This window comes from Paenibacillus sp. YN15 (genome assembly GCF_003285005.1).
Lineage (GTDB): Bacteria > Bacillota > Bacilli > Paenibacillales > NBRC-103111 > Paenibacillus_AR.
The window spans coordinates 23,848-49,495 of sequence record NZ_QMFA01000004.1; the positions used below are offsets into that span (position 1 = coordinate 23,848).

Sequence of the window (25,648 nt, forward strand, 5' to 3'; positions counted from 1 at the left end):
GGGGGTTTGGCCGGCCTCATACCGGAGGCTGCTGTTGGCCAGGCTGTGGCTTAAGCTGCGGCTAAGCCTCGCTGATCTCCTGGGGATTCAAGCTTTTGTCCGGCTCTTCCTGGTTGTTCCGGCTGTATTCCGTTTTGATCTCGTTGCGGAAGGAGCGCTCCACCTTCTTCACGTAAGGAAGACGCTGCAAGCCCTTCAGGGTTTCCTCCAGCTTGTCGGAATAAATATACAGGACTACATAAGACATCTTTTTGGAGATATAATGGATACTGCCGAAGCGTTCCAGGTTTTTGGCCGGTTTAATGTCATTCACCCAAATAATCAGGCCGGTTCTTTCTGTAATCATTGCTCTCTCCCTCTTTTCTGGTCGCCAAAGCGCTTTCTTGCGAGTATGCTATTCTATCATGAATTCGGAGATGTTTAATCATGCACAACTCAGAAATCCTGCTCCATGTAACCCGGGGGTCGCTTGTGGAAAGCCTGCACAGGGGCTATCTTGCCGTTGCCGACTCCACAGGCAAAATTGTCGCGTCCGCCGGGAATCCCGAGGTCTTCATATTTGCCCGTTCCTCCATGAAGCCCATTCAGGCCCTGCCCGTACTGGAATCGGGAGCAGCCGACGCATACGGCTTCATGGATGCGGAAATTGCCATTCTCGCCGCCTCCCACAACGGGGAGGAGTTCCATACATCAACCGTGGCCTCCATGCTGGGCAAGCTGGGCTTGGACTCCCGCTGCCTGCTCTGCGGCCCCCATGCCCCTTACCATGTCCCAAGCGCCGCCTGTCTGGCCAAAGCCGGCAAAGAGCCCTCAGAGCTGCACAACAACTGCTCCGGGAAACATGCGGGGATGCTGGCATTGGCTTTGCAGCTCGGCGCCGACACCGGCACCTATATGGACCCGGCCCATCCCGTCCAACAGCGGATGCTGGAGACGGTGAGCCAGCTGTCCGGTTATCCCGCGGCGAAGATCGTTCTCGGCACCGACGGCTGCGGCGTGCCCGTATTCGGCCTGCCGCTGAACCGGCTGGCCGCGGCCTATGCCCGGCTGGGAGAACTGAGCCGGGAAGAGCATCCCGGCCCCTTGGCCCAAGCCGCCCGGCGGATCATCGCGGCCATCACCGCCCATCCCGGCCATCTGGCGGGAACCGGGCGCTATGATACCCGGCTGATCGAAGTGACCGGCGGCAGGCTCATCGGCAAGATGGGGGCCGAAGGCGTCTTCACCGTGGCAGCCCCGCAGTTGGGGCTGGGCCTGGCCCTCAAGATCGAAGACGGGGCCCAGCGGGCCATCTACCCCGCGGTAACCGAAGCCCTTGTCCAGCTGAGCTGGCTGACAGACGGGGAGAGCAAGGCGCTCTCCGCCTTCCACAAGCCCATCGTCCGCAACTGGAAGGGCACAGAGGTGGGGGAAATACTCCCTGTCTTCAAGCTGCAAGCGGCAAACGGCTAAACGCCGCACCGGCAATGCCGGCAGCGCGGCTCGTTATTCCCGCGCCGCCGGCCGCTTTAGGGTTGCACACACCCTACCCGCAGTTTCCGCTGCAGCTCCCGCCGGAGCTGCAGCCGCCCTGCTTGGGCAGCGGGTCGTTGGACGGCACCTTCACCGTCTCCGATACGGCTCCGGCAATCAGCGCAGACACGTCATACAGCAGGTTATCCAGCGTCTTCTCCGCTTCCTTGAAGGCCTGCACACTGGGCAGCGCGTCAAGCTGGTCCTGGACCTCCTTCACCGCATCCATGGCTTTATGATATTCCGGATGGAAATGCCCGAAGCGCTGGCATTCCTCGAACAGCTCCTTCTTTTTCCCCAGCTTGCCGATTAATTCCCGGGCAGCCGGGTCCCCGGACAACCTTTCCTTTTCGGCCAGATAACGCGCCGCCTCCTGCGAGGCGAGAATCAGATCTCCCAATTCATAAGCGCGAAGCAGCAGGGCCGACATATCCAATGCTTGCTTCTCCATTACGCTCATGGCAGCCTCACGCCCTTTCATCTATTCATGTATCCCCGGCCATACCAGCCGCAGACCTGTCCATTCCCCGGGCTTCAACCGGACAGCCCGCCTGCCCTGCATTCCGCAAAGCTCCCAGCCTTCCGCTTCCTCCACCAGCCGCAGCGGCACCAGCATCACCTCATCGCCGCCGGCGGTGCGGATGCGAAGCGCCGTCCGCAGGGCAATGGCCCGGCGGATGAGCTCCTTCTCCGTGGAGGGATGGCCGCGTCCGCCGATGGTCCACCAGGCGGCGGGCACCTCCGCAGGCAGCGGGTCCAAGCCCGGCGCACCCGTGGCATGGCCGCCGGACCCCTGGCGGTATTCTTCCACGTCCGGCGGGACGATCACCGGCTCCGGCACACGGGCCGGACCCAACCCCCTGCCGCGTGAAACCGAGCCGCCACCGTCAGGACGAGCCGCCCCATGCTCCCGGATAAAACGGATGACACCTTCATCTATATCAGCCTTGCTGCAACTCTTAAAGAGCCGGATCAGCGTCTCCGCCGAACCTCCGGCAGCCCGTCCGGCGCCCATGCTCCGGGGAGTCAGACGGAACGCGGATATGTCCCCGCGGACTGTCCATTCGCCCCATTGGAGAAGCTCCCACCATAAGGCGGGGGGCGGTTCCGGAGGAACGAGGATCTCCAGATCCGGCTGCACCACAATGCCTGCAAAACGGGACTGCTGGTCATTCTCCTGCAATGCGGCAACAGGCGCCGGCAGCATAAAGGCCGTGCCGGACTCCCGCCGCTCCAAACACAGCCATCCCCACGCGCCCAGCGGAACCAGCCGGGTGGAAATGAAATCCATCTGTGCCATGCAGTCTAAATCAATCATACCACACACCCGCAACCAGTCAAATAGATGATTCAAGGGATACCAGCGCCCTGGCAACGCCGTTTCCACTGCGGCCAGGGCATGAAATTCCCAGCCGCGGAGGGTGGGGGCCACCGCCTTTTTCCAGATGGAATAGAGCTCCCTTCTGAGAGTACCGCGGGACTTCCCCAGCCACAAAGCCGCAGCTTCCTCTGCGGGCCTTAAGCAGCCGTCCTGCACCAGCAAAAGGCCCGAGGCCACCGCCATATGAAGCGCAGCCGTCACTGCCGGGCCATAGAGATGGGGCGCGGCTCCGGCAATCCCGCAGCCCTCCAGCTCTTCGTTGTGGGCCAGAAGCGCCCGCTCCAGCCTGCGCACCGCCTGTCCGGCCAAACCCCCGGACTTCAGCAGCTTCAGCTCCCCGCGGGAAGCGGCCAACAGCACCTGGAGCACATCCGCTACAGCATCGCCTGGTTCATTCCGTACCCCCTCCGGCAAACCTCCAGCCGCCTCCGGTTCAGGCTCCAGCCGGGGAAACAGCGTCTCCCGACAAAAGGCCAAATGCTCCACCGGCACCCGGTATTGGTGCTCCTGCCAGCCTTTGGGCACGGCGGCAACCAATCCGGCGTTCTGCAGCAGGCTTAGGGCGGCCTTGACATGGGCGGCGCTTAAGCCCTCCTGCAAGGCCAGCTGCGCCAGCTCCTCCTGCTCCGCCGGCAAAGGCCCGCAGCGGGCAACCAGCAGCCGGAAAACCTCCGCCGCCCAGGGTCGGAGCCTGGCGTAAGCCGCCGCCAGAGCCGCCTCCGGGGAGCTCATGGCAGCTCCCGCCCTTCCGCCGCCCCTATCAGCTCCGCCGCTTCTTTCACCTCATAGCGGTACCCCTGCTCCAGGAGAAACAGCTGGCGGTTGACGGCAAAATCCTGCTCCCGGCTGTCCTCCGTAACCAGCGTATAAAACCGGGCGGCATTGGCGCCGGATTTGGGCCGCAGAATCCTGCCCATCCGCTGGGCCTCCTCCTGCCGGGAGCCGAAGCTGCCGGAAATCTGTACCGCCACAGAGGCGTCCGGCAGGTCCACCGCAAAGTTGGCCACCCGGGAAACCACCAGAGTCTCTACCTCCCCTTGCCGGAAGGCCTGAAACAGCCGCTCCCGCTCCTCATGGCGGGTATCGCCGCAGATAAGGGGAATGCCCGTTGCCTCCGCCACCCGGCGCAGCTGGTCCAGATACTGACCGATAATCAGCACCCTATCTCCCTGGCAGCCTTCCAGAACCCGGCGCAGAATGTCCAGCTTGCGGGAATTTTCCGCCGCTACCCGGATTTTCTCCCGGGGAAGCGCCTGATCATAACCTTCCCGGTCCTCCTCGGAAAAAGGAACCCGCACCTCCGTACACTCCACCTTGGCCAGCCATCCCTCCCGCTCCAGCTGCTTCCAGCTGATTTCATAACGCTTGGGGCCCACCAGCCCGAATACATCCGCCTCCAGACCGTCCTCCCGGATCAGAGTGGCGGTCAGCCCAAGCCTGCGGGCGGATTGCAGCTCCGCCGTCATCCGGAACACCGGCGCCGGGAGCAAATGCACCTCATCGTAAATAATCAGGCCCCAACTCCGGCTGCGGAACAGGTCCAGATGGGCCGTTTCCTTCCGCCCGGCCCCATGGGTCAGGATATGGTAGGTAGCGATAGTGACGGGACGGACCTCCTTCCGCTCCCCGCTGTATTCGCCGATGTATTCCTCGGTTAAGGAGGTTTTTTGCAGCAGCTCCCGCTTCCACTGGCTGACGGAGGTGCCGCTTACCGTCAGAATCAGGGTCTCGCAGGCGTAGCGGGCCATCACCGCCAGGCCCACCACCGTTTTGCCCGCGCCGCAGGGCATAACCACTACACCGCTGCCGCCGCCGTAATCCTGCCGGGCAAAAGCCTCCACAGCCTCCCGCTGATAGCTGCGCAGACTGAAGGCGGCCCCGCTTGCCAGCTTATCCCGGAACCGCACCGCCAGCGCCTCTCCCGGCAGGAAACCGGCCTCGTCCACCACCGGATATCCGGCGCGGGCCATCTCCTGCTTGAGCAGCCCCCTGGAGGCCGTCCCGATCTCAACGGTCCGTTCATCCAGCTTGCGGCCAAAAAACCGGCTGACCGCCGGTAGCCCCTCCAGCAAGGCCACGGCTTCCGCGGACTCCGCTGCCAGCCGGAGGGCAGCATCCCCTTGTGTGAGCCGGAATAAGCCGAAGCGGCCCATTAAGATGCGGATCTGGTTCTGCACCGTCTGCGGCAGTCCGAAGCGGCTGGCCCCGTGCAGAAAGCGGCAGATCCGGTCGGCGTCCAGCCCGGACGCAGCCGCATTCCATAAGGTAAAGGGAGTTATCCGGTACTGGTGCATGCTTCCCGGGGTTTTCACCAGCTCGGCAAAGCCGGAGAGCATTGCGGAGGCTTCTCCCGCTTCCGGGTGCCCGGCCTCCAGCCAGATGGAGAGATCTTTTTGTATCCAAAGGGGCGGTTCCCCGCTTTTCCATTCCATGCGCGCGCTTCCTCCCGCTGCCTTTTTCCATGTAGTATGCCCATGCGCAAAAAGCCCCATCCCCGGCAAGGGGAAAGGGCTGTGCGGGGGAAGCTCGCGCTGGAGCGTTTAATGCACCGCTCCGGCAAATTCATTCTCGGAGATCTTGCTCAGAGCGTCTCCGGCTTCATTCTCGAAGATCTTACGGATTGCCAGATCGCCGATGGACACTACGCCTGCCAGGTTGCCGTTTTCCACCACAGGCAAACGGCGGATCTGTTTGTCGGCCATGATCTTGGCGGCCTCGTCCACCGTCGTATCCGGGGTAACCGTGGTCACATCGCGGCTCATGACCTTTTCAACCTTGGCCGAGCCTTCATTCTTCTGCGCATAGCCGCGCACAACCAGGTCCCGGTCGGTAATGCAGCCGATCAGCTGCTTGCCCTCCACTACGGGAATAAAGCCTACATCCTGCTTGGACATGGCTACTGCCACCTCATAAACATTGTCCTGCAGCGTGACGGTGGCGCAGTTCGTGGTCATAATGTCCTTGACCGTTTTGCTGTTCATGGGATTCCTGCCTCCTTGGGGTCCTGTACTGTAGGTTAGGAAAAAGGTGCAGGGTTAGGGTTCCCGCAGTGAACAGGCTTTACCCGCTTAAATTGTCCCAGTCAGCCTGCGCAGCACCAGGGCCGCAAACAACCGGGCAGTCTGCAGAATCGCCGATTCGTCGATATCAAAGCGGGGATGATGATGGGGAGCCTCAATTCCCGCCTCCTTGTTGCCGGCGCCAACGAAGAAGAAGCAGCCCGGAATCTTTTCCAGATAGAAGGAAAAATCCTCTCCCGCCATAATCAAGGGGCAATCCTTAACCTTATCCGCCCCAAAAAGCTGCGCCGCGGTATTCAGCACCCATTCGGTTTCCGCCCGGTGGTTGATCACCGGCGGATATCCCAGCTTATAATCCAGCTTATAATCCGCCCCGAACATGGAGCAGGTATCCGCCGTCACCCGGGTAACCCGCTCTTGGGCCTGCATCCGCAGCCCATGCTGGAAGGTCCGGACAGTGCCGTTCAAAACGGCCTTCTCCGCAATAACATTAAAGCCCGACCCGGCATGGAAGGAGCCTACCGAAATGACGCTGGGCTCCACCGGATTCAGATTCCGGCTGACAATGGACTGCAGATTGACCACCAGATGAGCCCCCACCATCAGGCTGTCGATGGTTTCATGGGGCAGGCCGCCGTGCCCTCCTTTGCCGATAATCTCCAGCAGAAATTCATCCGCGGCAGCCATAATCGGGCCGCTCCGGGTGAAGACCTCACCGGCGGGGAAGGGAGTCCACAGATGCGCGCCGTAAATTTCGTCCACTCCATCCAGCACTCCCTCGGCAATCATCGGCTGGGCGCCGCCGGGGCTAAGCTCCTCCGCAGGCTGAAAAATAAACCGGACCGTTCCGTTCAGCTCCCCTTTGCGGGAGGCCAAATATTTGGCCGTGCCAAGCAAAGCCGCCACATGGCCGTCATGGCCGCAGGCATGCATCACTCCGGGCACCTTGGAGGCATAGCCGCAGCTCTTTTCATCCTGGATGGGCAAAGCGTCCATATCCGCCCGCAGAGCGATCACAGGGCCGCTCCCTCCGCCTGTTAGCTCCCCGACTACTCCGTGGCCCCCTACATGCCGCTTGACCTGCAGGCCAAGCTCCTCCAGACGCTCTGCAATAAAGGAAGATGTCCTCTCTTCCTGATATGATAACTCGGGATTTTGGTGCAAATGCCTTCTCCAGGCCACCATCTCCGGAAATATCCCTTCAAGTGTTGCCGCTCCTCCCATGACACAGCTCCTCCGATGAAATAATCTAAATCTGTAAATCTATTGAATCCGAATGTTCGTTTCCTTCTTCATCACCTTGCGGAAGTGCCGGAAACATACTATCATGATAACATGAATCGTCCTTTCTTTGGGAGCCGATCCTTTGATTTGAATACATAGGCAGGGGGCGTGAGGGAAACGCCATGAATACAACCCGCAGGGGAACTCCCGACTTTTTATTGCTGCTTCTTACCTTCACTCTGGTTACATTCGGACTCATCATGGTGTTCAGCGCCAGCTCCATGTCGGCCGCTTATTATTACAGCGGAGACGCCCTGTATTTTACCAAAAAGCAGATTCTCGGCATCGTGCTGGGCATTATCGGCATGTTCATCTGCATGAACATCCATCATACCAAGCTGAAGAAGCTGACCCCCCTCTTTTTTATCGGCGTATTGATTGCTCTCGTGCTGGTTCCTTTTATCGGTATTGACGTAAAAGGGGCGCGGAGCTGGTTTGCCATCGGGCCGCTGCAGCTGCAGCCGTCGGAATTCGCCAAGGTTGCGGTGGTGATGTATCTGGCCGCCCTGATCTCCAAAAAAGAGGACAGGTTCCGCGATTTCAAAAAAGGGCTGATCCCGGCATTGGTTATCGTCGGCATGGTGGCTTTCCTGATCATGCTGCAGCCGGACTTCGGCTCTGCCGCCATCCTGTTTATGGGAGCGCTTCTGGTCATTATCGTCGGCGGGGCCAATCTGAAGCAGCTGGCTTTTTTGGGCGCTATTGGGGGAGCCTTGGCTTCCTTTGTGCTCGTCATCATGTTCCTGGTCAACTCGGAGTTTGGCTACCGGATGGAGCGAATCACAACCTTCCTGGACCCTTGGGCGGACGAAACCGGCGCAGGCTTCCATGTGATCCAGTCCCTGTACGCCTTTGGCCATGGAGGATGGACCGGAGCAGGCTTCGGCCAGAGCATCCAAAAGCTGCACTTTCTTCCCGCACCCCATAATGACTTTATCTTCTCCATCATCGGCGAGGAGTTGGGATTTCTCGGAAGCTCCCTGTTTCTTCTGGTCTATCTGCTGTTCATCTGGCGGGGGATCATCGTCGCTCTGCGGGCTACAGATACCTTTGCCAGCCTGACCGGCATCGGCATTATCGGCACCATTGCCATACAGGCCCTGATCAATCTGGGCGGCGTCACCAACTCCATTCCGCTGACAGGGGTAACGCTGCCGCTGATCAGCTACGGAGGAACCTCGGTTCTGGTCACCCTGGCCAGCCTCGGCATTCTCCTGGGCATCTCCCGGGACTATAACCGGGAAGCGGAGGAGGCCCACAGCCGCGGCAGCGCAGCCGCTCACAATACCCGGCGGAAGCAGGCGGCAAGCCGCTGAAGCGAGAAAAAGGAGCCCTTGCTTGCAGGGGCCCCTTCTTTTTTATGCCTGGAGCGGGAGCTGTTATTTCAGCAGCTTCTGCGGCTCCTCCACCTCTTCCTCGCGGAAGGACACACCCTCCACCTTCACGTTGACTTCCACAACCCGCAAACCCGTCATATTCTCAATGGCTTCCCGGACATTGTACTGCAGCTCCCGGCACACTTCCTGGATTTTCGAGCCGTACTGGACGATGACGCGGAGATGGACAATGGCTTCCACCTGACCAACCTCCACCGTGATGCCCTTTTGCACATTTTTGCCGCTTAACCGTTTGGCAAACCCTTCGGATATTCCTCCGGACATCGCCGTGATACCCGGCGTCTCCAAGGTCGCCAAGCCTGCAATGGTTGCCACCACATCATCGGATATGCGGATCAATCCCGTTTCAATCGTGTCGGACATGGCTTCCACTCCTTTGCTGCAATCATCTCCCCTTCATTATAATGATTGGAACCGCCCATCGTCAACGAGATCAGCGGCTTTCCCCCTCTTTCCCGCACAAATTCAGCTTGTCAGAAAAAGCCAGACTTGGTTATAATCGATTAGGATTCATACTCCCGCAGCAAAATGCGGGCAGAGGGTGCATGTATTCAAATGGAAAAGGTGGCGCATGGTGCATGTCGTTGAAAAAGAATTGGTTTTATTTTGCCTTGGGTTTGACCTTTATTGCCAGCGGCAGCGCCCATTATCTGGGGCTGTCGTCCATCCTGCAATTTGCGCTGGCAGGCATCGCTATTATTTTTGTGGCCGGCTTCCTGGGGAGGGCTACCGAAAGCGTCGCCCACTATGCCGGCAACCGCGTGGGCGGGTTTCTGAACGCCACCTTCGGCAATGCCGCCGAGCTGATTATCGCCATCATCCTGATCAAGGATGCGGTGAACGGCAAACCCGCGCTGTTCGATACGGTCAAAGCCAGCATTACCGGCTCCATTATCGGCAATCTGCTGCTGGTATTGGGCTTAAGCGTGCTTATGGGCGGCCTCAAGTTCAAGAATCAGACCTACAACATCCGGATGGCGTCCCACAGCTCGTCTCTGATGCTGCTGTCCGTCATTGCCCTGTTTATCCCGGCCATGTTTGCCTCCCGGATGAATCATGAGCACCTGACCACCCTCAGTCTGACCGTATCCATTCTGCTTGTGGCCGCGTATTTTCTGTGGCTGCTGTTCTCCATGGTTACCCACAAGAATGAGCTGGCCGACGAAGCCGTGGAGCATGGGGAAGCCCCGTGGAGCAAGAAGCTCTCCATTCTGTTCCTGGTTCTGGCCACTGTCATGGTAGCGCTGGTCAGCGAATGGATGGTCGGGACGCTGGAGGAGTTCTCCCATAGATTCGGGCTGTCCGAATTGTTTGTGGGCGCCTTCGTCATCGCCATTGTGGGCAATGCGGCCGAGCATTCCGCCGCCATTATGCTGGCTCTGAAGAACAAAATCGGCGCCGCCGTGGAAATCGCCGTGGGCAGCAGCCTGCAAATCGCTCTGTTCGTCGCCCCGGTTCTGGTCATCACCAGCGCGCTGATGGGCCAAACCATGGATATCGTGTTCACCGTCCATGAGCTGGCGGCCATTGGAGTAGCCGTCTTTATTGCCTCCTCCATCTCCCGGGACGGCTCCACCAACTGGTATGAGGGTGTTCTGCTGCTGACGGTATATGTGATTCTGGGCTTCGCCTTTTTCCTCCTGATGTAAATGATCCTCACATTGTGTACAGAAAAGCCCGAGGAAGCAACCAACCGGTTACTCCTTCGGGCTTTGCGCTTCAAACAGAATGGCCAGATTCCGCTCAAGCCTGCTCATGATCTCCTTGCCATCCTCTTCTGCCACCAGTCCCGCACGTATGGCAAAGTCCACCTGACGGGAAAGCCCGTACATCTGGGTGTCCAGAACCTCCTCATAAAGCGGACACTTCCGGGTGGTCAGATTCTCCATCTGTATTTCAATCAGCTTCTCAATCCGTTCCGCATCTTCCTGCAAAAGGTTGAGAGACTTCTGCTTGAGATCCCGCATGATTTCCGGCTGCTGCATTCTAGAACTCCCCCTGCCTGAAAAAACATCTCTTATGCTCTATATTATTCGATAATGAAAGAATAAACAAGTAAGCCGGCCTTTTCTGTGAAAAGCGTTGTCCGGACCCGAAGATAACAGAAAAAACCTGCCGTTTCAGGCAGGTTTCGCTTGCAGCCCCAAAAGAGACTGTCGCGGAAATTAGTCGTTAACCACGTTTACGGTCATATTGTGCTTGGCAAATACCTCAACCATCGCTTTTTTGGCGTCATCCGCATCCGGACCGTGAACATGCAGATTATATGTACCGCTTGCCAAAAGCGTCGTAAACAATCCGAGGATACTCTTCACGTCGATATACTTATTATCGTATTGAAGAACGATGGAAGACCGGAATTTGTTGGCGTTTTGGGAAATTTCTACAATCGCGGCGTTATTAGCATTTGGCATTGTGAATCCCTCCATATTAAACAGCATTGTATTTAGAAAAACTTACCTTAATAATACATGTGAAAAGGGTTACAAGCAAGCTGAACTTTTCTATCGGCGTTATTTCAGATTCTCCGGATTCAGCACTTCCAGCTGGGAAAGCACAAACCTGCCGTCCTTGCGGATCAGCACGTCATCGAACCAGATTTCCCCGCCGCCGTACTCCGGGCGCTGGATCAGCACCAAATCCCAGTGCACGCTGGACACATTGCCGTTGTTGGCCGCCTTGTAGGCTTGGCCGGGAGTGAAGTGAATGCTGCCGTCAATCTTCTCGTCGAAGAGCGTATCCTTCATCGGGTGTTTGATAAAGGGATTGAAGCCGAAGCTGAATTCCCCGATATACCGCGCGCCTTCATCCGCATCCAGAACTGCATTGATCCGGTCCGTATGATTGGCGGTGGCCTCCACAATCTTGCCGTCCTTGAAGACAAAACGGATGTTTTCGTAGGTCACGCCCCCATTGACGGATGGGGTATTGTAGCTGATCACGCCGTTCACCGTGTTGCGGACAGGAGCGGTATACAGTTCTCCGTCGGGGATATTGCGCCGGCCGCAGCATTTGACCGAGCCGATATCCTTAATGGAGAATGAAATATCCGTTCCCGGTCCGGTGATGCGCACCCGGTCGGTTTTGTTCATGAGCTCCTGCAGCGGGTCCATAGCCCGGGCCATACGGGCGTAATCCAGATTGCACACATCGAAGTAAAAGTCCTCGAAGGCCTCGGTGCTGGTTCCCGCCAGCTGCGCCATGGCCGCATTGGGATAGCGGATAATGGTCCAACGGGTATGCTCCACCCGCTGCTCCATATGAATCGGATGGCTGTACAGCCGGTTGAACAGCTTCATTTTGTCCTCCGGCACATCGGACAGCTCGCTTTGGTTGTCGCCGCCGCGGATGCCGATATAACATTGCATTTCCTTCATCCGGGCAAGGTCCAGCTTGGCCCAGGTGAGGATTTGCTCCTCTGTGCAGCTTTTGAGAACACTGGCCATGACAGTGGCATCCCGCAGCTCCACAAACGGCATTCCGCCCCTTTTGTAGACCTCTTCCACCAGACAGCGGACAATTTCTCTTTCGGAGCCTAGCATATCGATAAGCACCTTGTCCCCCGGCTGTACGTCCAGGGAATATTGAACCAGATTTTGCGCTAAAATTTGAAGTCTGGGATCTCGCATAGTGTCTCCTTTCACATGACGAAGCGGCTTCATGCCCATTCAAAAAGCGGCAGGTTATTTAATCGGTTTGCCGGTCAGCTTGTTCTTGAACACCGTACCGAGAGCCAACAGCATGACAAAGACGGCGCATAACAGCAGCAGCCTGCCTTTGTATTCGCGGAAGTGCAGCAGATCATGGCCGATGAAGGATTCCAGCAGGACAATCGGCAGCTTGCCGAAGACGGTAGCCAGAATATAATCCCGCGCCTTGATCTTGACCACCCCTGCGCCGAGGCTGACGGCAGTCGAGGGGATCACCGGAATCAGCCGGCCCAGCAGGACATAGAAAAAGCCGTTCTCCTCCATCCGTTTGTTGAACACGCGGACGGCATTGTAACGGGAAAGGGTTTTTTCGGCCTTGGCCCTGCCTGCCGAACGGGCGAAGGCAAAGGCGGTAACGGCGCCCAAAACAGCCATCACATAATTGATGGCAATTCCCCAGCCCAGCCCGAATACAAGAACATTCGCCCCGGCAACCAGGACAAACGGGACAAAGGGCACCATAACCTGAACATAGACAATGGCCATTCCCAGAATGACGGAAAAGGCTCCGAAGGAACGCAAATAATCCGAAAGCTCTTGCACATTCATACGGGTAAGACGCTTGCCGGTATCGGTAAGCAGAATGAAAGCCACCGCTGCCGCAATTAAACAGACCGGGAGGAGAATCTTCCCCGCCTTTTGCCAGCTTTTTGCCAAAAAATTAACCCCCTGTCCAATTCCCTCCCTTATTGTACCATGTTTGCAGATGATGTAAACGTCCTAAAAATCGTAGATTGTTCGAACTGTCTCACCGCGGGCCTCCCCCGACTCCTCATAGATCATCCGGCTCTCCATAATCAGGCGCTCCGGCCTCCCGGTGGCCTGGTTCAGCCGGATGGTGCAGCTGCCTTCCGCAGACAGGGAGCCGATCGCTTCCTCCAGTGTGCCCAGGCTTTTCTGCGCTGCGGCAAGGATCTGCGGGTTCTCCAGCTCCTCCGTAACCCGCCGCAGCGAGGCCAGCCGCTCCTCCAGCCCTTCCTTCATGGTGCGGCTCCACGCTTCCTGCTCCAGGGACACCACCAGGGTGGTGGCGGGCAAACTATCGGCAGGCTTCTGGATGGCAACGGAGCGGTCCATAAGCTGCACCAGCTTGATGGCCTCCCGGTAGTCTGCAGACCACTGCCCCCATGTGGAGGCCAGCACCTGCGGAGGGACCGCAGACAGGACTATGCCGTCGGCAACGATTTCCGCCTCTGCCGCCCGGGCCGTCACCCGCTCCTTCCCCAGCTCCGAAAGCGCCCTGACCAAAAGCCGCTCTCCCCTGTCCGCATCTGTGGTCATTTGCAGGCCGGCTGCCCCGCTGCAGCCGACCGCAAGACACAAGCACAAACCAATCATTCCTGACGTTATTCCTTGTTTCAAGCCGCGCATGAAGCAACCTCCTCCTTCACGGAAAATGAACGCTCAGCCCTTAGCTTGCCAATCAGGAAGAGATTTCATCCTGCGGGGGAGCTTGGCTTCCCCAAAAGCAAAAAAACCGCCCCGCGGCGGTTTTGCATCCGTTTTGTGTTTATCCGTTCATAATTCTGTTGCGTCCTACGTGCTTGGCCTTGTACAACGCCATATCCGAACGATAGAACAGGCTTTCCACACTGATCTTATCATCCTTCCAATGCCATTCGGACACGCCGCAGGACACCGTTACGGAAGGGCGGGTATCCTTCTCCACGCGGAAGCGGATGCGTTCGGCAATCCTGAGGGCCTGCTCCGCCATCACCTGCGGCAGATAAATGGCCAGCTCCTCTCCGCCCCAGCGGGCGGCAATGTCCGTATCCCGGATGCAGGAGCGGATGATCTTGCTCACCTGAATCAGAATTTCATCCCCCACCTGATGCCCGTAAGTGTCGTTCACCTGCTTGAAATAGTCGATATCCACCACAATCAGGGAGCCGCAGACATCCTTCTTCTGATGGTTGCCCACCTGCTCGTCCAGAAAGCTGCGGGCGTACAATCCCGTCAGGTTGTCGGTAATTACCATCCGCCGCACCTCCGCATGCAGGGAGGCGTTGGTCAGAGCCAATCCGATATGGCCGGCCAGAACCTGAAGCAGCTTGTAATTGTCGTACGAAAAAAATCCCGGCTGCTGATGGGCCACCAGAATGGCGCCTTTGGCTTCATCGTGGACAAGCAGCGGGGCCACAATCAGCGAGCGGGCGCCGGTAAGCTGCATCAATCGGGAGGTTGGGGCATTGGGCTGAGCCCAATAATCGGAGACGATCACCGGCTCCTTGGACTTGCAGACCGCCCCCGCAAATCCTGAATTTTCATCGAAGGTTTCTTGCAGAATGGCCGGAACATTGGCCGCATGAACCACAAATTTGCCCGTCCCCTGATTAAGCTGGAGAATGCAGCAGTAATCCGCCTTAAAAGTCTGCATCAGCTCCGCGGATGCAAAATTGAAGATATCCTTCATCTTGAGGCTTTGATTCAATTGTTTGGTCAGCTCGTTGATCAGCCGCAGCTCATTGACCAGGAGATTGGACTGCTCGTACAGCTTGGCGTTCTCAAAAGCCGATCCGGCGGCGCTGGAGAGCACCTGCATGATCCGGATGTCCGCCGGCCCGAAATTACCCTTATGGGAGTGCAGATGCATCACTCCGTAAATCCCCTGCTTCCCGCTGATGGGCACCGCCATCTGAAATTCGCCGGGACGCCTGCATTCGTCAATGACGATTTTGCCTTCCATAAAAGCTCTTGTGCAGACATGCTCGTCCATTCCGGCAAAATTCAGCACCTTTACCGGAAGCCCGGAACGGGGCTGTTCCTGTGTCATCAAAAGGTCGATCCCCGCGTCGGGGTACAATTCGTTGATGCGGCGGATCATTCCGCCCAGCACCTCGTCGGTATCGATCTTGGAGTAGAGATCCAGGGCCATCTGAAACAGAATATCCTTTTTGCGGGTCTCCCGCTCCTCCGCAATCCGCTCGTTCCGCAAGGAACGGCCCGCCGTCTTCTCAATATGGACATACAGCCAGCCGGGGAAGCCCAGGCCAAGCTTGGTTATACTGTCCGCACTTGCGGGATACCCCTCCCGCATCACCAGCCCCAGGGCAAGGGCCGGGTTGCCGCGGGAGTCATGCAGCGCCATCTGGGCAATTTGCTCTCCGGATACCCGGAAGACTCCGCTGCATTCCCCGTTCGGGTCTATGCCATGACGAAGCAAGCCCTCCCGCAGCTCCGCTCCCGGGCAGCTCAACGGAGCCGCTTCTCTGAATTCAAGCCAATTGCCCGAAGCGTCCCGGATAAACCAGCCTTTGGCCTCCGCGCTTAATACCGGCTCCGCCTGCTTGGCCCAATCGTCAAATGCGGCTTTGGCCAGAGCAATCCATTGTATATCGTTGCCAAACGATGCAGCCGAAGCCTCGCAGTATTCGGGGTTCAGCTGCAGCCTGCACGGGGCGGCTGCAGCCCCATCTTCCTCCCGCAACCTCTCTTCGGATGCCGGCTCTCGGCCTATGCTCTGGCTTTCCATTTTGAATCCCTCTTCTTCTATCAGCACTCCACGGGACCAAAGCGCTCTTTCGAATTGTATCAGTTAGTTCTATGATACTATTTTTTTAACCAAGTTGCACCTAAGCTTTTAATAAAAATGCTGTTTCTTCCGCTTGACTTTTCATCCCCATTTCTTATAATATAGTTTGTTGAGTTCACGCGGATATTTCCGCCGGTGGAATGACAAGTGTCACCCTTACTGATTTTGTTGCTGATGGGACAGCGGCTGAACTTTCCTGTCAGGCGGGCTGCCTTAGAGACAAGCCTTTAAACAAAGTCAGGCACTTTACGTTCACCATGGATCACTCCAACAAATTGAACCTTAAAGGAGTATGTTGATACATGGCACGTTACACAGGTCCTAAGTTTAAATTGAGCCGCCGTCTGGGCATTTCCCTGTCCGGCACCGGCAAAGAACTGGCAAAACGCCCGTTTCCCCCCGGAGTACACGGCCCCGGCCAAAAGAAGAAATTGAGCGGCTATGGCGTTCAATTGCAAGAAAAGCAAAAGCTGCGTCAAATGTACGGCTTGAACGAAAAGCAATTCCGCAACCTGTTTGACAAGTCCGCCAAGATCAAGGGTATTCACGGCGAAAACTTCATGTTCCTGCTGGAGAGCCGTCTGGACAACCTGGTTTACCGCATGGGCCTGTCCAACAGCCGCGCCGGCGCCCGCCAATTGGTCGCCCACGGACATGTGACCGTAAACGGCAAGAAAGTAAACATCCCTTCCTACCTGGCACAACCGGGCGACGTAATCGGGCTGCGTGAAAGAAGCCGCAACCTGACCGTGATCAAGGAAGCTCTCTCCGGCCGTGTGTCCATTCCCAACTATGTGGAATTCAATGAATCCGCTATGGAAGGCCGTTTCGTCCGTTATCCGGAACGCGCCGAGCTGTCCCAAGACATCGACGAAAAGCAAATCGTCGAGTTCTACAGCCGTTAATCCTTTTCATGCGCCGCGGCGCATGATTATGATGGCACAACAAGCAGGCCCATGCGCAAATGCATGGGCCTGCTTGTTTTCCCGCCTATACACCCATCCCCCTCTATGACCTGTACCGGTTCTCCGTGGGATATAAAACGGCATGCGGCGGAGTCCATTTGGGCGGGCCGTACTTTTTCAGATAGGACAGCTTATTCAGGTAGGTTGCCACATCCACCTCCTGGGTGAAGCGTTGGAACAGCTCCCAGCAGGCATACACGTCATTCATGGCCCGGTGGGCGCCATCCAGCGTGATCGCGTACTGGTTGCAGGTTTCCTGGAGCGTGTACGGGTAATACAGCAGCTCCCTGCTGATGGTCAGCGTATCCACGAAGGGATTGTCGAAGCTGCGCTTCGCCAGCCGCATCAGGGCATGATGCAGAAAGGCCAGATCAAAGGCCGCATTGTGCGCCACCAGAATGCTGTCCTTCAACAAGCGGTTCAGAATCCGGAAAGCCGTATCCTCATCCATGCCATCCGCCAGATCCCCATCCTTCAGCCCGGTAATCTCCGTAATTTTCGGCGGGATCCTCCCGCCGAAGCGGACCAAAGTGGAAAATTCGCTGACCACCTTGCCGCCTTTGCACCGGATGGCCGCGATTTCGATCACCCGGTCCTTCTCCGCATCCAAACCCGACGTTTCAAAATCAAAAACAGTAATAAATGAATCCTTCATCTCATTCCCCGTATCCTAGAATGTATTGTAATAATGAGAACCATAATCATCTATTCGCCGTTGCTGTTGGAAAATCCTTCTTTGGGTGCTAAAACCATCACATAACGGCTCCTCCAGCACTGTCGCCTGAGACAAGCGCAGCGCTATCCGGACTGACGATCCGTTATTTGCGGTATTTTTGCGTTTTTCACACTTTCGCGGACACACGGGACGTTATTACCTCGCCATCCCGTCCCAATCAGCTCTTTCCTGCCAAATAACGGCTCCTGTGTCCGCCAGAATGAAGAAACTCCACATGATGGGCAAATAACGGATTCTCTGTCAGCCAGGGAAACGCTGCTTTCCCCGTCCAACAGCTTTTTTCTGCCCGCCCCAAGGGGCGGCGGTTCTTGAGGTTGATTGTCCGAATACGGCTGCCATGTTGAGTTCTCATAACAGTCGAATTCGCACCATACTGCGTTTGCCCACCTGAATCACGTCCCCGTCTGCGGGAACCACCTCCGCCAGGAGGTCCTCCACCTTTACCTCGTTCAGCTTGACGGCTCCTCCCTGAATGCTGCGCCGGGCTTCCCCGTTGGAGGGCGCAAGCCCCAGAGCCACCAGCAGCCGGACAACCCGGATGGCGCCGTTCTCCCCCAGCTCGCTGCGGCGGAGAACCGCGTCCGGAATATCCGCCGGCAGGGCCCGCTCCTGGAAGACGGTGACAAAATACCGCTTCGCCTCCGCCGCCGCCTGTTCCCCGTGATACAAACGGACCAGCGTATGGGCCAAATTCATTTTGGCATCCCTGGGATGAATCCACCCCTCCCGGAGTCCGGCGGACAGAGCCTCCAGCTCCGCCGGAGAAATATCCGTCGCCAGCCCGTAGAATTTCAGCATCAGCTCATCGGGAATGGACATGGCCTTGCCAAAGATTTCCCGGGGCTCCTCATCAATGCCGATATAGTTGCCCAGGCTTTTGCTCATTTTGTTGACGCCGTCCAGCCCCTCCAGCAGCGGCATGGTCATGGCCACCTGAGCCGGCATTCCGTACTCCTTCTGCAGGGTTCTGCCCATCAGCAGATTGAAGGTCTGGTCCGTTCCGCCCAGCTCCACATCCGTATGCAGCGCCACCGAGTCATACCCCTGCATCAGCGGGTAAAAGAACTCGTGGATATGAATGGCCTGGCCGCCGGTGTAGCGCTTCTGGAAATCATCCCGCTCCAGCATCCGGGCCACCGTGGTTTTGGCCGCCAGCCCCACCACATCGGCAAAGGTCAGCGGAGCAAGCCACTTGGAGTTGAAGTGGACCTCCGTCAAAACCGGGTCGAGAATCTTGTAAATCTGCTTGCGGTAGGTTTCCGCATTGCGGCGCACATCCTCCTCGGACAATTGCTTGCGGGTCTCCGACTTCCCCGTGGGATCGCCGATCCGGCCGGTAAAATCGCCGATAATCAGCTGTACCCGGTGGCCGCATTCCTGAAACTGGCGGAGCTTGTGCAGCACCACCGTATGGCCCAAATGAATATCCGGCGCAGACGGGTCCATACCCAGCTTTACGTTCAACGGCCTGCCTTCCGCTATGGAATCGGCAATTTTCTGCTTGAGCGCATCCTCCGGCACCACCTCGCTGGCTCCGCTCCGGAGAATCGCCCATTGCCGCTCAACCTCCTGCTGCTGCTCTGTTGACAATTCGTTCCATTCCGCCATAATAGCTCCCCCTCTTCATATGTGCAAAACACAAAACAGACGCAAACAAAAAAACCTCCCCATCCCCCAACATAAGGGACGAGAAGGTTAAACCCGCGGTACCACCCTGATTAAAGCATCGCAGCCGATGCTTTCGCTCTAAACAGATAACGGGAGAACCCGTGAGAGAAGCCGGTGACGGCGCCCATCTTACAGCTGGGCCATCAGAATAAAGGCTGCTCCAAGCTCCGGACAATGTAATTCGGATTCTGCCGCCATGTACCGGCTCCCACCAACCGCCGGCTCTCTGAATTTACATGTGCGCAGCCTACTGGGCGTTCATCACACCGTGTCCTTCGACGCTTTTTGCCATATAAAGGCGCAGGTTTGCGCCAGCATTTCACCTTTTATACCATACTCGGCTTGGAAAAGTCAATCAGGCCCGGTATAATGGATACAGTCCGGAGAAACCCGCATTTTATACATATCGCCTTAAGGTCATCTTTAAGGGTCGGACGTACAGGAGGAAATGGAATGACCCAAACCAACACATCCGTCTGGAAGCGCATTGGCGCGTTCTTCCGGAAACGGGCGGTCCGCAGAACCGGATTGGTCTTGTTTATGACAGTAAAATGGATGATTATCAGCATCATCATCGCCTGCTTTGCCGCCGGCGGAGCCGCCTTCGGCTACCTGGCCTCCGTGCTGAAGGACGAGCCCATCCGCAGCGAAGCGTTTATACGGGAGCAGATCGAGCAGAACATGCTCACCGGGTTTGTCTACTTCAACGACCAGACTCCCATCGGCCAGCTGCGGACCGAAGAGGACCGGCGCATGGCCACCATGGCGGACATTCCCCAGATGCTTATTGACGCAACGCTTGCCATTGAGGACAACTCCTTCAACGAGCACATCGGCGTGGACGTGAACGGCCTGGTCCGGGCCGTCAAGCAGAAGCTGCTGAACGAAGATGTCCAGACCGGCGGAAGCACCATTACCCAGCAGGTGGCCAGACGGGTATTCCTTACCCTGGACCGGGATATTACCCGGAAGTTCAAGGAGATTTTCCTGGCTGTCCGGATGGAGCGTTTTCTCACCAAGGATGAAATCCTGCTGGCCTATCTGAACAAAATTCCTTACGGCAACGGCTCCAACGGCTATACGGTGTATGGAATCAAAGCCGCCGCCAAGGGGTTGTTCGACATGGACGACCTGAATGGGCTGAACATTGCCCAAAGCGCTTATCTGGCCGGACTGCCCCAATTGCCCAGCGATTATTCCGCCTTCTCCGGCAAGGGCGAGTTCGATTCCGCCGCCTTCAACCGGGCGGTGAAGCGCCAGCAGCTGGTGCTGCGCCGCATGCTGGAGGAGAACAAAATCACCCAGCAGCAATACGATGGGGCCCTTGCCTTTGACCTGAAGGGCTCGCTGGCCAAATCCTCCCAAAAGGCCTATACCACCTATCCGTACCTGATGATGGAGGTGGAGCGCAAGGCCTCTGAAGCTATGGTCAAGGCCCAGTACCCCGATCTGAAGCTGGATACGGACAGCAAAAAAGCGGCTTTCAACGAAGCCCAGAAGGATGCCCTGAACCAGCTTTTGCGGGGCGGCTATCATATTTATACCACCATCGACAAAACCATCTATGATTCCATGCAGACCATTGCGCAGAATCCGAAGAATTTTACGGCCAACCTGAAGAATGTCCAGAAGGAAAAGGATGGAATCGAGCAGATCGGCGCTGTTATGATCGACAACAAAAGCGGCGCCATTCTCGGCATGATGGAGGGCCGCGACTTTTATACGGAGCAGCTGAACCATGCGACCCAGGCCTACCGTCAGCCCGGCTCCACCATGAAGCCCATTGCGGCGTATATCCCCGCATTGGAAAAGGGCGCCATCCAGCCGGCCACTGTCATTGACGATGCGCCGATTATCCTGCCCGACGGCCAGAAGGGCGTCCACATTCCGATGAACTGGAACAACAAGTTCCAGGGCCTGGTTACTGCGCGGGAGGCGTTGAACCAATCCTACAACATCCCTGCGCTGAAGCTGTTCCTGTATCAGGTGGGCATCAAGGAGGCATGGGACTACGCTGCCAAGATGGGCATTACCTCCATCACCAAGGAGGACGCCGTGGCCCAAACAGGGGTTATCGGCGGCCTGTACAAGGGCGTCAATGTGGAGGAAATGACCAATGCGTATACCACCATCCCCAATCAGGGGGTCTTCTACGACGCCTACCTGATCGACAAGATCGTGGACAGCACCGGCAAGGTGGTGTACCAGCATGAGCGGAAGCCGTCCCGGGTTTATTCCGAGCAGACCGCCTACCTGATGACCGATATGCTGCGGACCGTTATTACCAGCGGCACCGCCCCGGAAATCAAGAACAACTTTAAGTATTACAAGAACATGGCCGTCTCCGGCAAAACAGGCTCCACCCAGGATGACGCCGACGCCTGGTTTATGGGCTTTACCCCCGACATTACCCTGGGGGTATGGGCAGGCTACGACCAGCCGGTCAACAAGCTGGTGAAGGGAACCGGCACCAAACGGGCCTTGAACATCTGGGCCCAGGTCATGAACGAAGCGGTGGAGAAGCGTCCCGAGCTGTTCCCCACCAAGGCCTTTACCAAACCGGCCGATATTGTGGAAATGACGGTCTCCAGCGTTTCCGGCAAGCTCCCCAATGAGCTTACCGCAGCCGCGGGCAAATCCGTCACCGATCTGTTCAACAAGAAATATGTGCCCACCCAGGAAGACGACGTAATGGTGAAGATGAAATATATCACCTACAATGGGGTGAACTATATTCCCCAGCCCGGCACGCCGGACGACTTCCTGAGCGAGCAGGTGGTCATCCGCAGGGAAAAATCGGTAAGCAAGCTGCTCAGCGAGATTAAGGACGCCATGGAGAAGCTGCCGGAGGACAACCGGAAGCCGCTGGACCTGTTTGTCCCTGCGGACGCCGGCGACGATGCTCCTTCCGAAACCGATCCGCGGACGGACGACGGAACCATTCCGGGGCAGCCGGGAGGAATTGCGGTAACGCGGAGCGGGGATGTGAACCGGATTTCCTTTGCGCCGGTTGCGGCCCCGGACATTGTGGGCTACCGGCTTTACCGGACGACGGACGGTCATTCCTTCGTGCGGGCCGGCACGCCCCAGGTATTGATGACCAACCCGGCCGAACCGGTGTTTACCGATCCGGCCCCCGGCGGCGAAGCCTACGGCTACTATGTCAGCGCAGTAGATGTGGCGGGACGGGAAAGCGTACCCTCCCAGCCGGTGTTTGCCGACGGCCGGAACCATAGCCAGGCCAACCAGACCGGCAACGGCGGCCTGCTCCCCTCGGGCAGCGTTTCCCCGGGCAACGGTACGCCGAACAAAGGAGCCTCCCCGGGCGGCAGCCTCACGCCAGGCAAACCTACGCCTGCCCCGGCGGCGCCCCAAAAGGAGCCCTCCGAGCCCAAGGGCCTGAAGGCCAAAAGCAAGGGCGTCTCCCTGCAGCTCACCTGGTCGGCCAACCCCAGGGCAGAGGCTGTGAGCGAGTACAAGGTGTACTATAGCGATACGGAGAATGGCGCCTACAAATTAATCGGCACCTCCGAAGGCACGGAGTTCATCTACTTCGCCGCCACCAATGACGGATATTACAAGCTTTCCGCCGTCAACGAGCTGGGGGAATCGCCGCTCACCGGCGCCGTGCACTACACCCAATCGCAATAACCGCCGCCGCGGCATGTAATCCGCTGCATTGGAGGAAAACAAACAACCACCTTCCCCTAACGGGGATAGGTGGTTGTTTGTGCTGCTTTGAACACGTTCTTCGTTCGATTTACCATCCCCCCGATTCCTAACGGCGGTGAGAGCCTCTATTGGCTCCAAAACGGGGGGCTGCCAAATCTAACGGAAGCAGGAGCCCTTATCAGGCTAAAAAAGGGCTTGCAGCGGAGCAATCCGCCCCAATAGCGGCTGTGGCCGCCGTTAGATTTTCAAAAGCGGTGTTTTGGCCGAAATAAGGGCTCTCCCTGCCGTTAGCATCCGACCAGGGCATGGTCAAATTAGTTTCCTTCCATCGCAGCTTAATCTTATGCGCAACAGCCCTACAGCTTCCCCAGCATATGCTCCACCAGCCGGCAGGAGCATTGCGCAACCAGGGCGGTAAATTCGGCGAAGCTTACCGGCGCGGAGCCGTCCGCCTTGTCCGACATGGAGCGGATGATGACGAAGGGGATGTCGTTCATCCCGCAGACCTGGGCCACGGCCGCTCCTTCCATCTCCGCGCAGACTCCGCCGAAATCCCGCCTCAGCGCGGCTACCTCCTCCTTGTCGGCGATAAACCGGTCGCCCGACAGCACCCGGCCGGTCCGCACCCTGCCAGGCAGCAGCTCCTGGCCGGAGGCCGCCGCCAGCCGGACAAGCTCCGGATCGGCGGTGAATACCGACTGCTCCTGAAAGGGAATGACGCCCCGGGGAAAGCCCAAGGCGCTGGCGTCCATGTCATGCTGAAGGCAATCCAGGGACACCACCAGATCCCCTACCTCCAGCTCCGGGTCCAGCGCTCCCGCCACTCCGGTAAAGAGAACCGCTTCCGCACCGCACACCGTTACAAGCAGCTGCGCCGTCACCGCCGCATTCACCTTGCCCACGCCGGATTTGCACAGAACCACCCGGCGGCCTGCGATTTTCCCCTTCATGAAGCGAATTCCCGCCGCCTGGATTTCCTCCCGCTCCTCCAGCTTGCCGGCGAGCAGCCGCACCTCCTCGTCCATGGCGCCGATAATGCCGATAACCCCGTATTTGCCCAGGCCCGCTTCTCCCATTTGGCTCCCAGCTCCCTTCTCTTTCCATACGCTCCGGTTCATCCCGGAGGATCAGCACATGCAAGAACAGCTCCCCGGAAGGAAGGGAGCTGCGGTTGACCATCGTTATGTTGCGCCTCTTATACCTCAGCCACAGATTGGCGTTGGATAACCTCATGCATCAGTGTAACCTTGCCCTTTTCCACATTTTCCTTGTTCATCAGCTTGGTCAACAGACGCATGGACACGGCCCCGATATCGTACATGGGCTGGGCCACAGTGGTCAACAGCGGGCGGACCATGGATGCCATCCGGCTGTTGTCCACACTGATGACGGAGATATCTCCGGGAATGGACAGACCGGCATCCTGGGCGGCATGAATGGCGCCGATGGCCATTTCGTCGGTAGCCGAGAAAATGGCGGTGGGACGTTCGGGCAGGTTCAGGAAATATTTCATCGCTTCAATACCGGACTCATACCGGTAGTTGCCGATCCGCACCAAAGATTCATCAAATGCCACCCCCGCTTCTTCCAGGGCGTGCTTGTACCCGTTGTACCGGGAGAAGCCGTTGTTGGGGTCCTGCAGAGTTCCGCTGATCATGCCGATCCGGAGGTGGCCTTTGTCCAGGAGCAGCTTCACAGCGTCATGAGCGGCCTGCTCATGGTCAATATCCACCGCGGCCATGGTGTTGCCTTCAACGGTAGTGCCGCACAGTACAATCGGCACAGTGGCCGTCTGGAAGGCTTGCAGATGCTCGTCCGTTACCACGCCGCCCATAAACAGGAGCCCGTCCACTTGCTTCTCCAGAAGGGTGTTGATGACCCGGATTTCCTTCTCCTTGCGCTTGTCCGCATTGCAGAGGATAATATTGTAATGGTACATGTTGGCAATGTCTTCAATGCCCCGTGCTACCTCGGCAAAAATGGCGTTGGAGATGTCGGGAATGACAACGCCCACAGTGGTGGTCTTCTTGCTGGCCAGCCCCCGCGCAACGGCATTGGGACGGTAGCCCAGCCGCTCAATGGCTTCAAACACCTTTTTTCTGGTTTGGGGCTTCACATTCGGATTGTTGTTGACAACCCGGGATACGGTAGCCATCGATACTCCGGCTTCTCTGGCAACATCGTAAATAGTTACTGTCACGTTATCTCTCTCCAATATATAGACGTATTTTCATTCCCGTATAATAACGATATGATACGACAAAATAATTCGCCTTGCAACGGAAACCTCTCCGCCGCAAGAGATTCCGCCTCTATTCCCGGGTCAATTATCCTAACCGGGAAGTCTGTTCCTTCAATGCCGCCGCAGTAATTCTCCAATGGGAGGCAGTCCAGACGGACGCCCCGTTTTTCAAAAGCAGGACCTGCGGCGATTCATGCTTCACACCGGTGTCCTCCGCCACCGCATTGGACACGGGGCGATGCTCCACCACCAGGACCCGGGCGTAGAGGACCCCCGGCAACGCTTCCACTTCCGCATGCTTCATAAATTCCTCGTGGGCCTCGGCGCTGATGGGACAGCGGGTGCTGTGCTTCAACAGGATTACCGGCGTATTCTCCGATTCGGCCAGCAGCCGCTTCCATTCCTCAACCTTCGTTAATTCCTGCACATCGGCCATTTTCCCTCACCTGCCTGCAAATGATTTCCTTTCAATCAATAGTATCAAAAATAAAGAAAAAAAGCCAACCATATTGCAGGCGGCCGGATAAGT

Annotated in this window: 23 protein-coding genes; 5 read left to right on the forward strand and 18 right to left on the reverse strand. The window is 57.5% G+C overall.

Annotation, left to right across the window (positions count from 1 at the left end; translation table 11 throughout):
- Window positions 1-61 precede the first annotated feature (61 nt).
- Window positions 62-346, reverse strand: coding sequence for a YlbG family protein (locus DQG13_RS04745; RefSeq protein ID WP_113018603.1), 285 nt, complete (start codon window positions 344-346; stop codon window positions 62-64).
- 80 nt (window positions 347-426) lie between these two features.
- Here DQG13_RS04745 and DQG13_RS04750 point away from each other — a divergent pair, with 80 nt between their 5' ends.
- Window positions 427-1,452 carry an asparaginase gene (locus DQG13_RS04750; protein ID WP_181592581.1) on the forward strand — a complete coding sequence of 342 codons (1,026 nt, stop codon included), beginning with the start codon at window positions 427-429 and terminating at the stop codon, window positions 1,450-1,452.
- A 73-nt stretch (window positions 1,453-1,525) separates the two neighbouring features.
- Here DQG13_RS04750 and DQG13_RS04755 read toward each other — a convergent pair whose 3' ends face one another.
- The 5 genes from DQG13_RS04755 to DQG13_RS04775 form a co-directional block, all read right to left on the reverse strand.
- On the reverse strand, window positions 1,526-1,972 hold the full coding sequence (locus DQG13_RS04755) for a YlbF/YmcA family competence regulator (RefSeq protein ID WP_113018818.1): 447 nt from the start codon (window positions 1,970-1,972) through the stop codon (window positions 1,526-1,528).
- 21 nt (window positions 1,973-1,993) lie between these two features.
- Window positions 1,994-3,625: a helicase-associated domain-containing protein gene (locus tag DQG13_RS04760; RefSeq protein WP_113018605.1), complete on the reverse strand. Its 1,632-nt coding sequence runs from the start codon at window positions 3,623-3,625 to the stop codon at window positions 1,994-1,996.
- Complete coding sequence (locus tag DQG13_RS04765) at window positions 3,622-5,325, reverse strand: DNA repair helicase XPB (protein WP_113018606.1); 1,704 nt, start codon at window positions 5,323-5,325, stop codon at window positions 3,622-3,624. The genes DQG13_RS04760 and DQG13_RS04765 overlap by 4 nt, the downstream gene beginning before the upstream one ends.
- 108 nt (window positions 5,326-5,433) lie before the next feature.
- Entirely contained in the window at window positions 5,434-5,874 is a 441-nt protein-coding gene (locus DQG13_RS04770) for a CBS domain-containing protein (RefSeq protein WP_113018607.1), read from the reverse strand.
- Window positions 5,875-5,961: 87 nt separating this feature from the next.
- Window positions 5,962-7,137: a M20 metallopeptidase family protein gene (locus tag DQG13_RS04775; RefSeq protein ID WP_113018608.1), complete on the reverse strand. Its 1,176-nt coding sequence runs from the start codon at window positions 7,135-7,137 to the stop codon at window positions 5,962-5,964.
- Between the two features lie 182 nt (window positions 7,138-7,319).
- On the opposite strand from DQG13_RS04775, the gene ftsW reads away from it, so the two are divergent.
- Window positions 7,320-8,513, forward strand: coding sequence for a putative lipid II flippase FtsW (ftsW, locus tag DQG13_RS04780; protein WP_113018609.1), 1,194 nt, complete (start codon window positions 7,320-7,322; stop codon window positions 8,511-8,513).
- 63 nt (window positions 8,514-8,576) lie between these two features.
- Here the strand turns inward: ftsW and DQG13_RS04785 are convergent, their stop codons facing one another.
- Window positions 8,577-8,957 (reverse strand): Asp23/Gls24 family envelope stress response protein, encoded by a 381-nt coding sequence (locus tag DQG13_RS04785; protein WP_113018610.1) that lies wholly within the window; start codon window positions 8,955-8,957, stop codon window positions 8,577-8,579.
- Between the two features lie 221 nt (window positions 8,958-9,178).
- On the opposite strand from DQG13_RS04785, the gene cax reads away from it, so the two are divergent.
- Window positions 9,179-10,243, forward strand: a complete 1,065-nt coding sequence (cax, locus tag DQG13_RS04790) for a calcium/proton exchanger (RefSeq protein WP_258525476.1) — start codon at window positions 9,179-9,181, stop codon at window positions 10,241-10,243.
- A 48-nt stretch (window positions 10,244-10,291) separates the two neighbouring features.
- On the opposite strand, the gene DQG13_RS04795 is transcribed toward cax, so the two are convergent.
- From DQG13_RS04795 to DQG13_RS04820, 6 genes are all read right to left on the reverse strand, one after another.
- On the reverse strand, window positions 10,292-10,579 hold the full coding sequence (locus DQG13_RS04795) for an Fpa/YlaN family protein (protein ID WP_113018612.1): 288 nt from the start codon (window positions 10,577-10,579) through the stop codon (window positions 10,292-10,294).
- A 180-nt stretch (window positions 10,580-10,759) separates the two neighbouring features.
- Window positions 10,760-11,008, reverse strand: coding sequence for an HPr family phosphocarrier protein (locus tag DQG13_RS04800; RefSeq protein WP_113018613.1), 249 nt, complete (start codon window positions 11,006-11,008; stop codon window positions 10,760-10,762).
- Window positions 11,009-11,107: 99 nt separating this feature from the next.
- A complete protein-coding gene (locus DQG13_RS04805; protein ID WP_113018614.1) occupies window positions 11,108-12,223 on the reverse strand; it encodes an aminopeptidase in 1,116 nt (371 codons plus the stop codon).
- Window positions 12,224-12,277: 54 nt separating this feature from the next.
- Window positions 12,278-12,961 (reverse strand): TVP38/TMEM64 family protein, encoded by a 684-nt coding sequence (locus DQG13_RS04810; protein ID WP_258525465.1) that lies wholly within the window; start codon window positions 12,959-12,961, stop codon window positions 12,278-12,280.
- Between the two features lie 63 nt (window positions 12,962-13,024).
- Window positions 13,025-13,675: a hypothetical protein gene (locus tag DQG13_RS04815; RefSeq protein ID WP_113018615.1), complete on the reverse strand. Its 651-nt coding sequence runs from the start codon at window positions 13,673-13,675 to the stop codon at window positions 13,025-13,027.
- Window positions 13,676-13,814: 139 nt separating this feature from the next.
- Window positions 13,815-15,776: a sensor domain-containing diguanylate cyclase gene (locus DQG13_RS04820; RefSeq protein WP_113018616.1), complete on the reverse strand. Its 1,962-nt coding sequence runs from the start codon at window positions 15,774-15,776 to the stop codon at window positions 13,815-13,817.
- Window positions 15,777-16,138: 362 nt separating this feature from the next.
- On the opposite strand from DQG13_RS04820, the gene rpsD reads away from it, so the two are divergent.
- Window positions 16,139-16,741 carry a 30S ribosomal protein S4 gene (rpsD, locus tag DQG13_RS04825; protein ID WP_113018617.1) on the forward strand — a complete coding sequence of 201 codons (603 nt, stop codon included), beginning with the start codon at window positions 16,139-16,141 and terminating at the stop codon, window positions 16,739-16,741.
- A gap of 103 nt (window positions 16,742-16,844) precedes the next feature.
- On the opposite strand, the gene DQG13_RS04830 is transcribed toward rpsD, so the two are convergent.
- Window positions 16,845-17,456 carry a 3'-5' exonuclease gene (locus DQG13_RS04830; protein ID WP_113018618.1) on the reverse strand — a complete coding sequence of 204 codons (612 nt, stop codon included), beginning with the start codon at window positions 17,454-17,456 and terminating at the stop codon, window positions 16,845-16,847.
- Between the two features lie 429 nt (window positions 17,457-17,885).
- On the reverse strand, window positions 17,886-19,145 hold the full coding sequence (tyrS, locus tag DQG13_RS04835) for a tyrosine--tRNA ligase (protein WP_113018619.1): 1,260 nt from the start codon (window positions 19,143-19,145) through the stop codon (window positions 17,886-17,888).
- Window positions 19,146-19,658: 513 nt separating this feature from the next.
- Here tyrS and DQG13_RS04840 point away from each other — a divergent pair.
- Window positions 19,659-22,856 (forward strand): transglycosylase domain-containing protein, encoded by a 3,198-nt coding sequence (locus DQG13_RS04840; RefSeq protein ID WP_113018620.1) that lies wholly within the window; start codon window positions 19,659-19,661, stop codon window positions 22,854-22,856.
- Window positions 22,857-23,233: 377 nt separating this feature from the next.
- Here DQG13_RS04840 and DQG13_RS04845 read toward each other — a convergent pair whose 3' ends face one another.
- The 3 genes from DQG13_RS04845 to ytxJ form a co-directional block, all read right to left on the reverse strand.
- The gene (locus tag DQG13_RS04845) at window positions 23,234-23,953 is read right to left on the reverse strand and encodes a 5'-methylthioadenosine/adenosylhomocysteine nucleosidase (RefSeq protein WP_113018621.1); all 720 of its coding nucleotides are present in this window, start codon (window positions 23,951-23,953) and stop codon (window positions 23,234-23,236) included.
- Window positions 23,954-24,072: 119 nt separating this feature from the next.
- Window positions 24,073-25,077, reverse strand: a complete 1,005-nt coding sequence (ccpA, locus tag DQG13_RS04850) for a catabolite control protein A (RefSeq protein WP_113018622.1) — start codon at window positions 25,075-25,077, stop codon at window positions 24,073-24,075.
- A 127-nt stretch (window positions 25,078-25,204) separates the two neighbouring features.
- Window positions 25,205-25,555: a bacillithiol system redox-active protein YtxJ gene (gene ytxJ, locus DQG13_RS04855; protein WP_113018623.1), complete on the reverse strand. Its 351-nt coding sequence runs from the start codon at window positions 25,553-25,555 to the stop codon at window positions 25,205-25,207.
- Window positions 25,556-25,648: the final 93 nt, after the last annotated feature.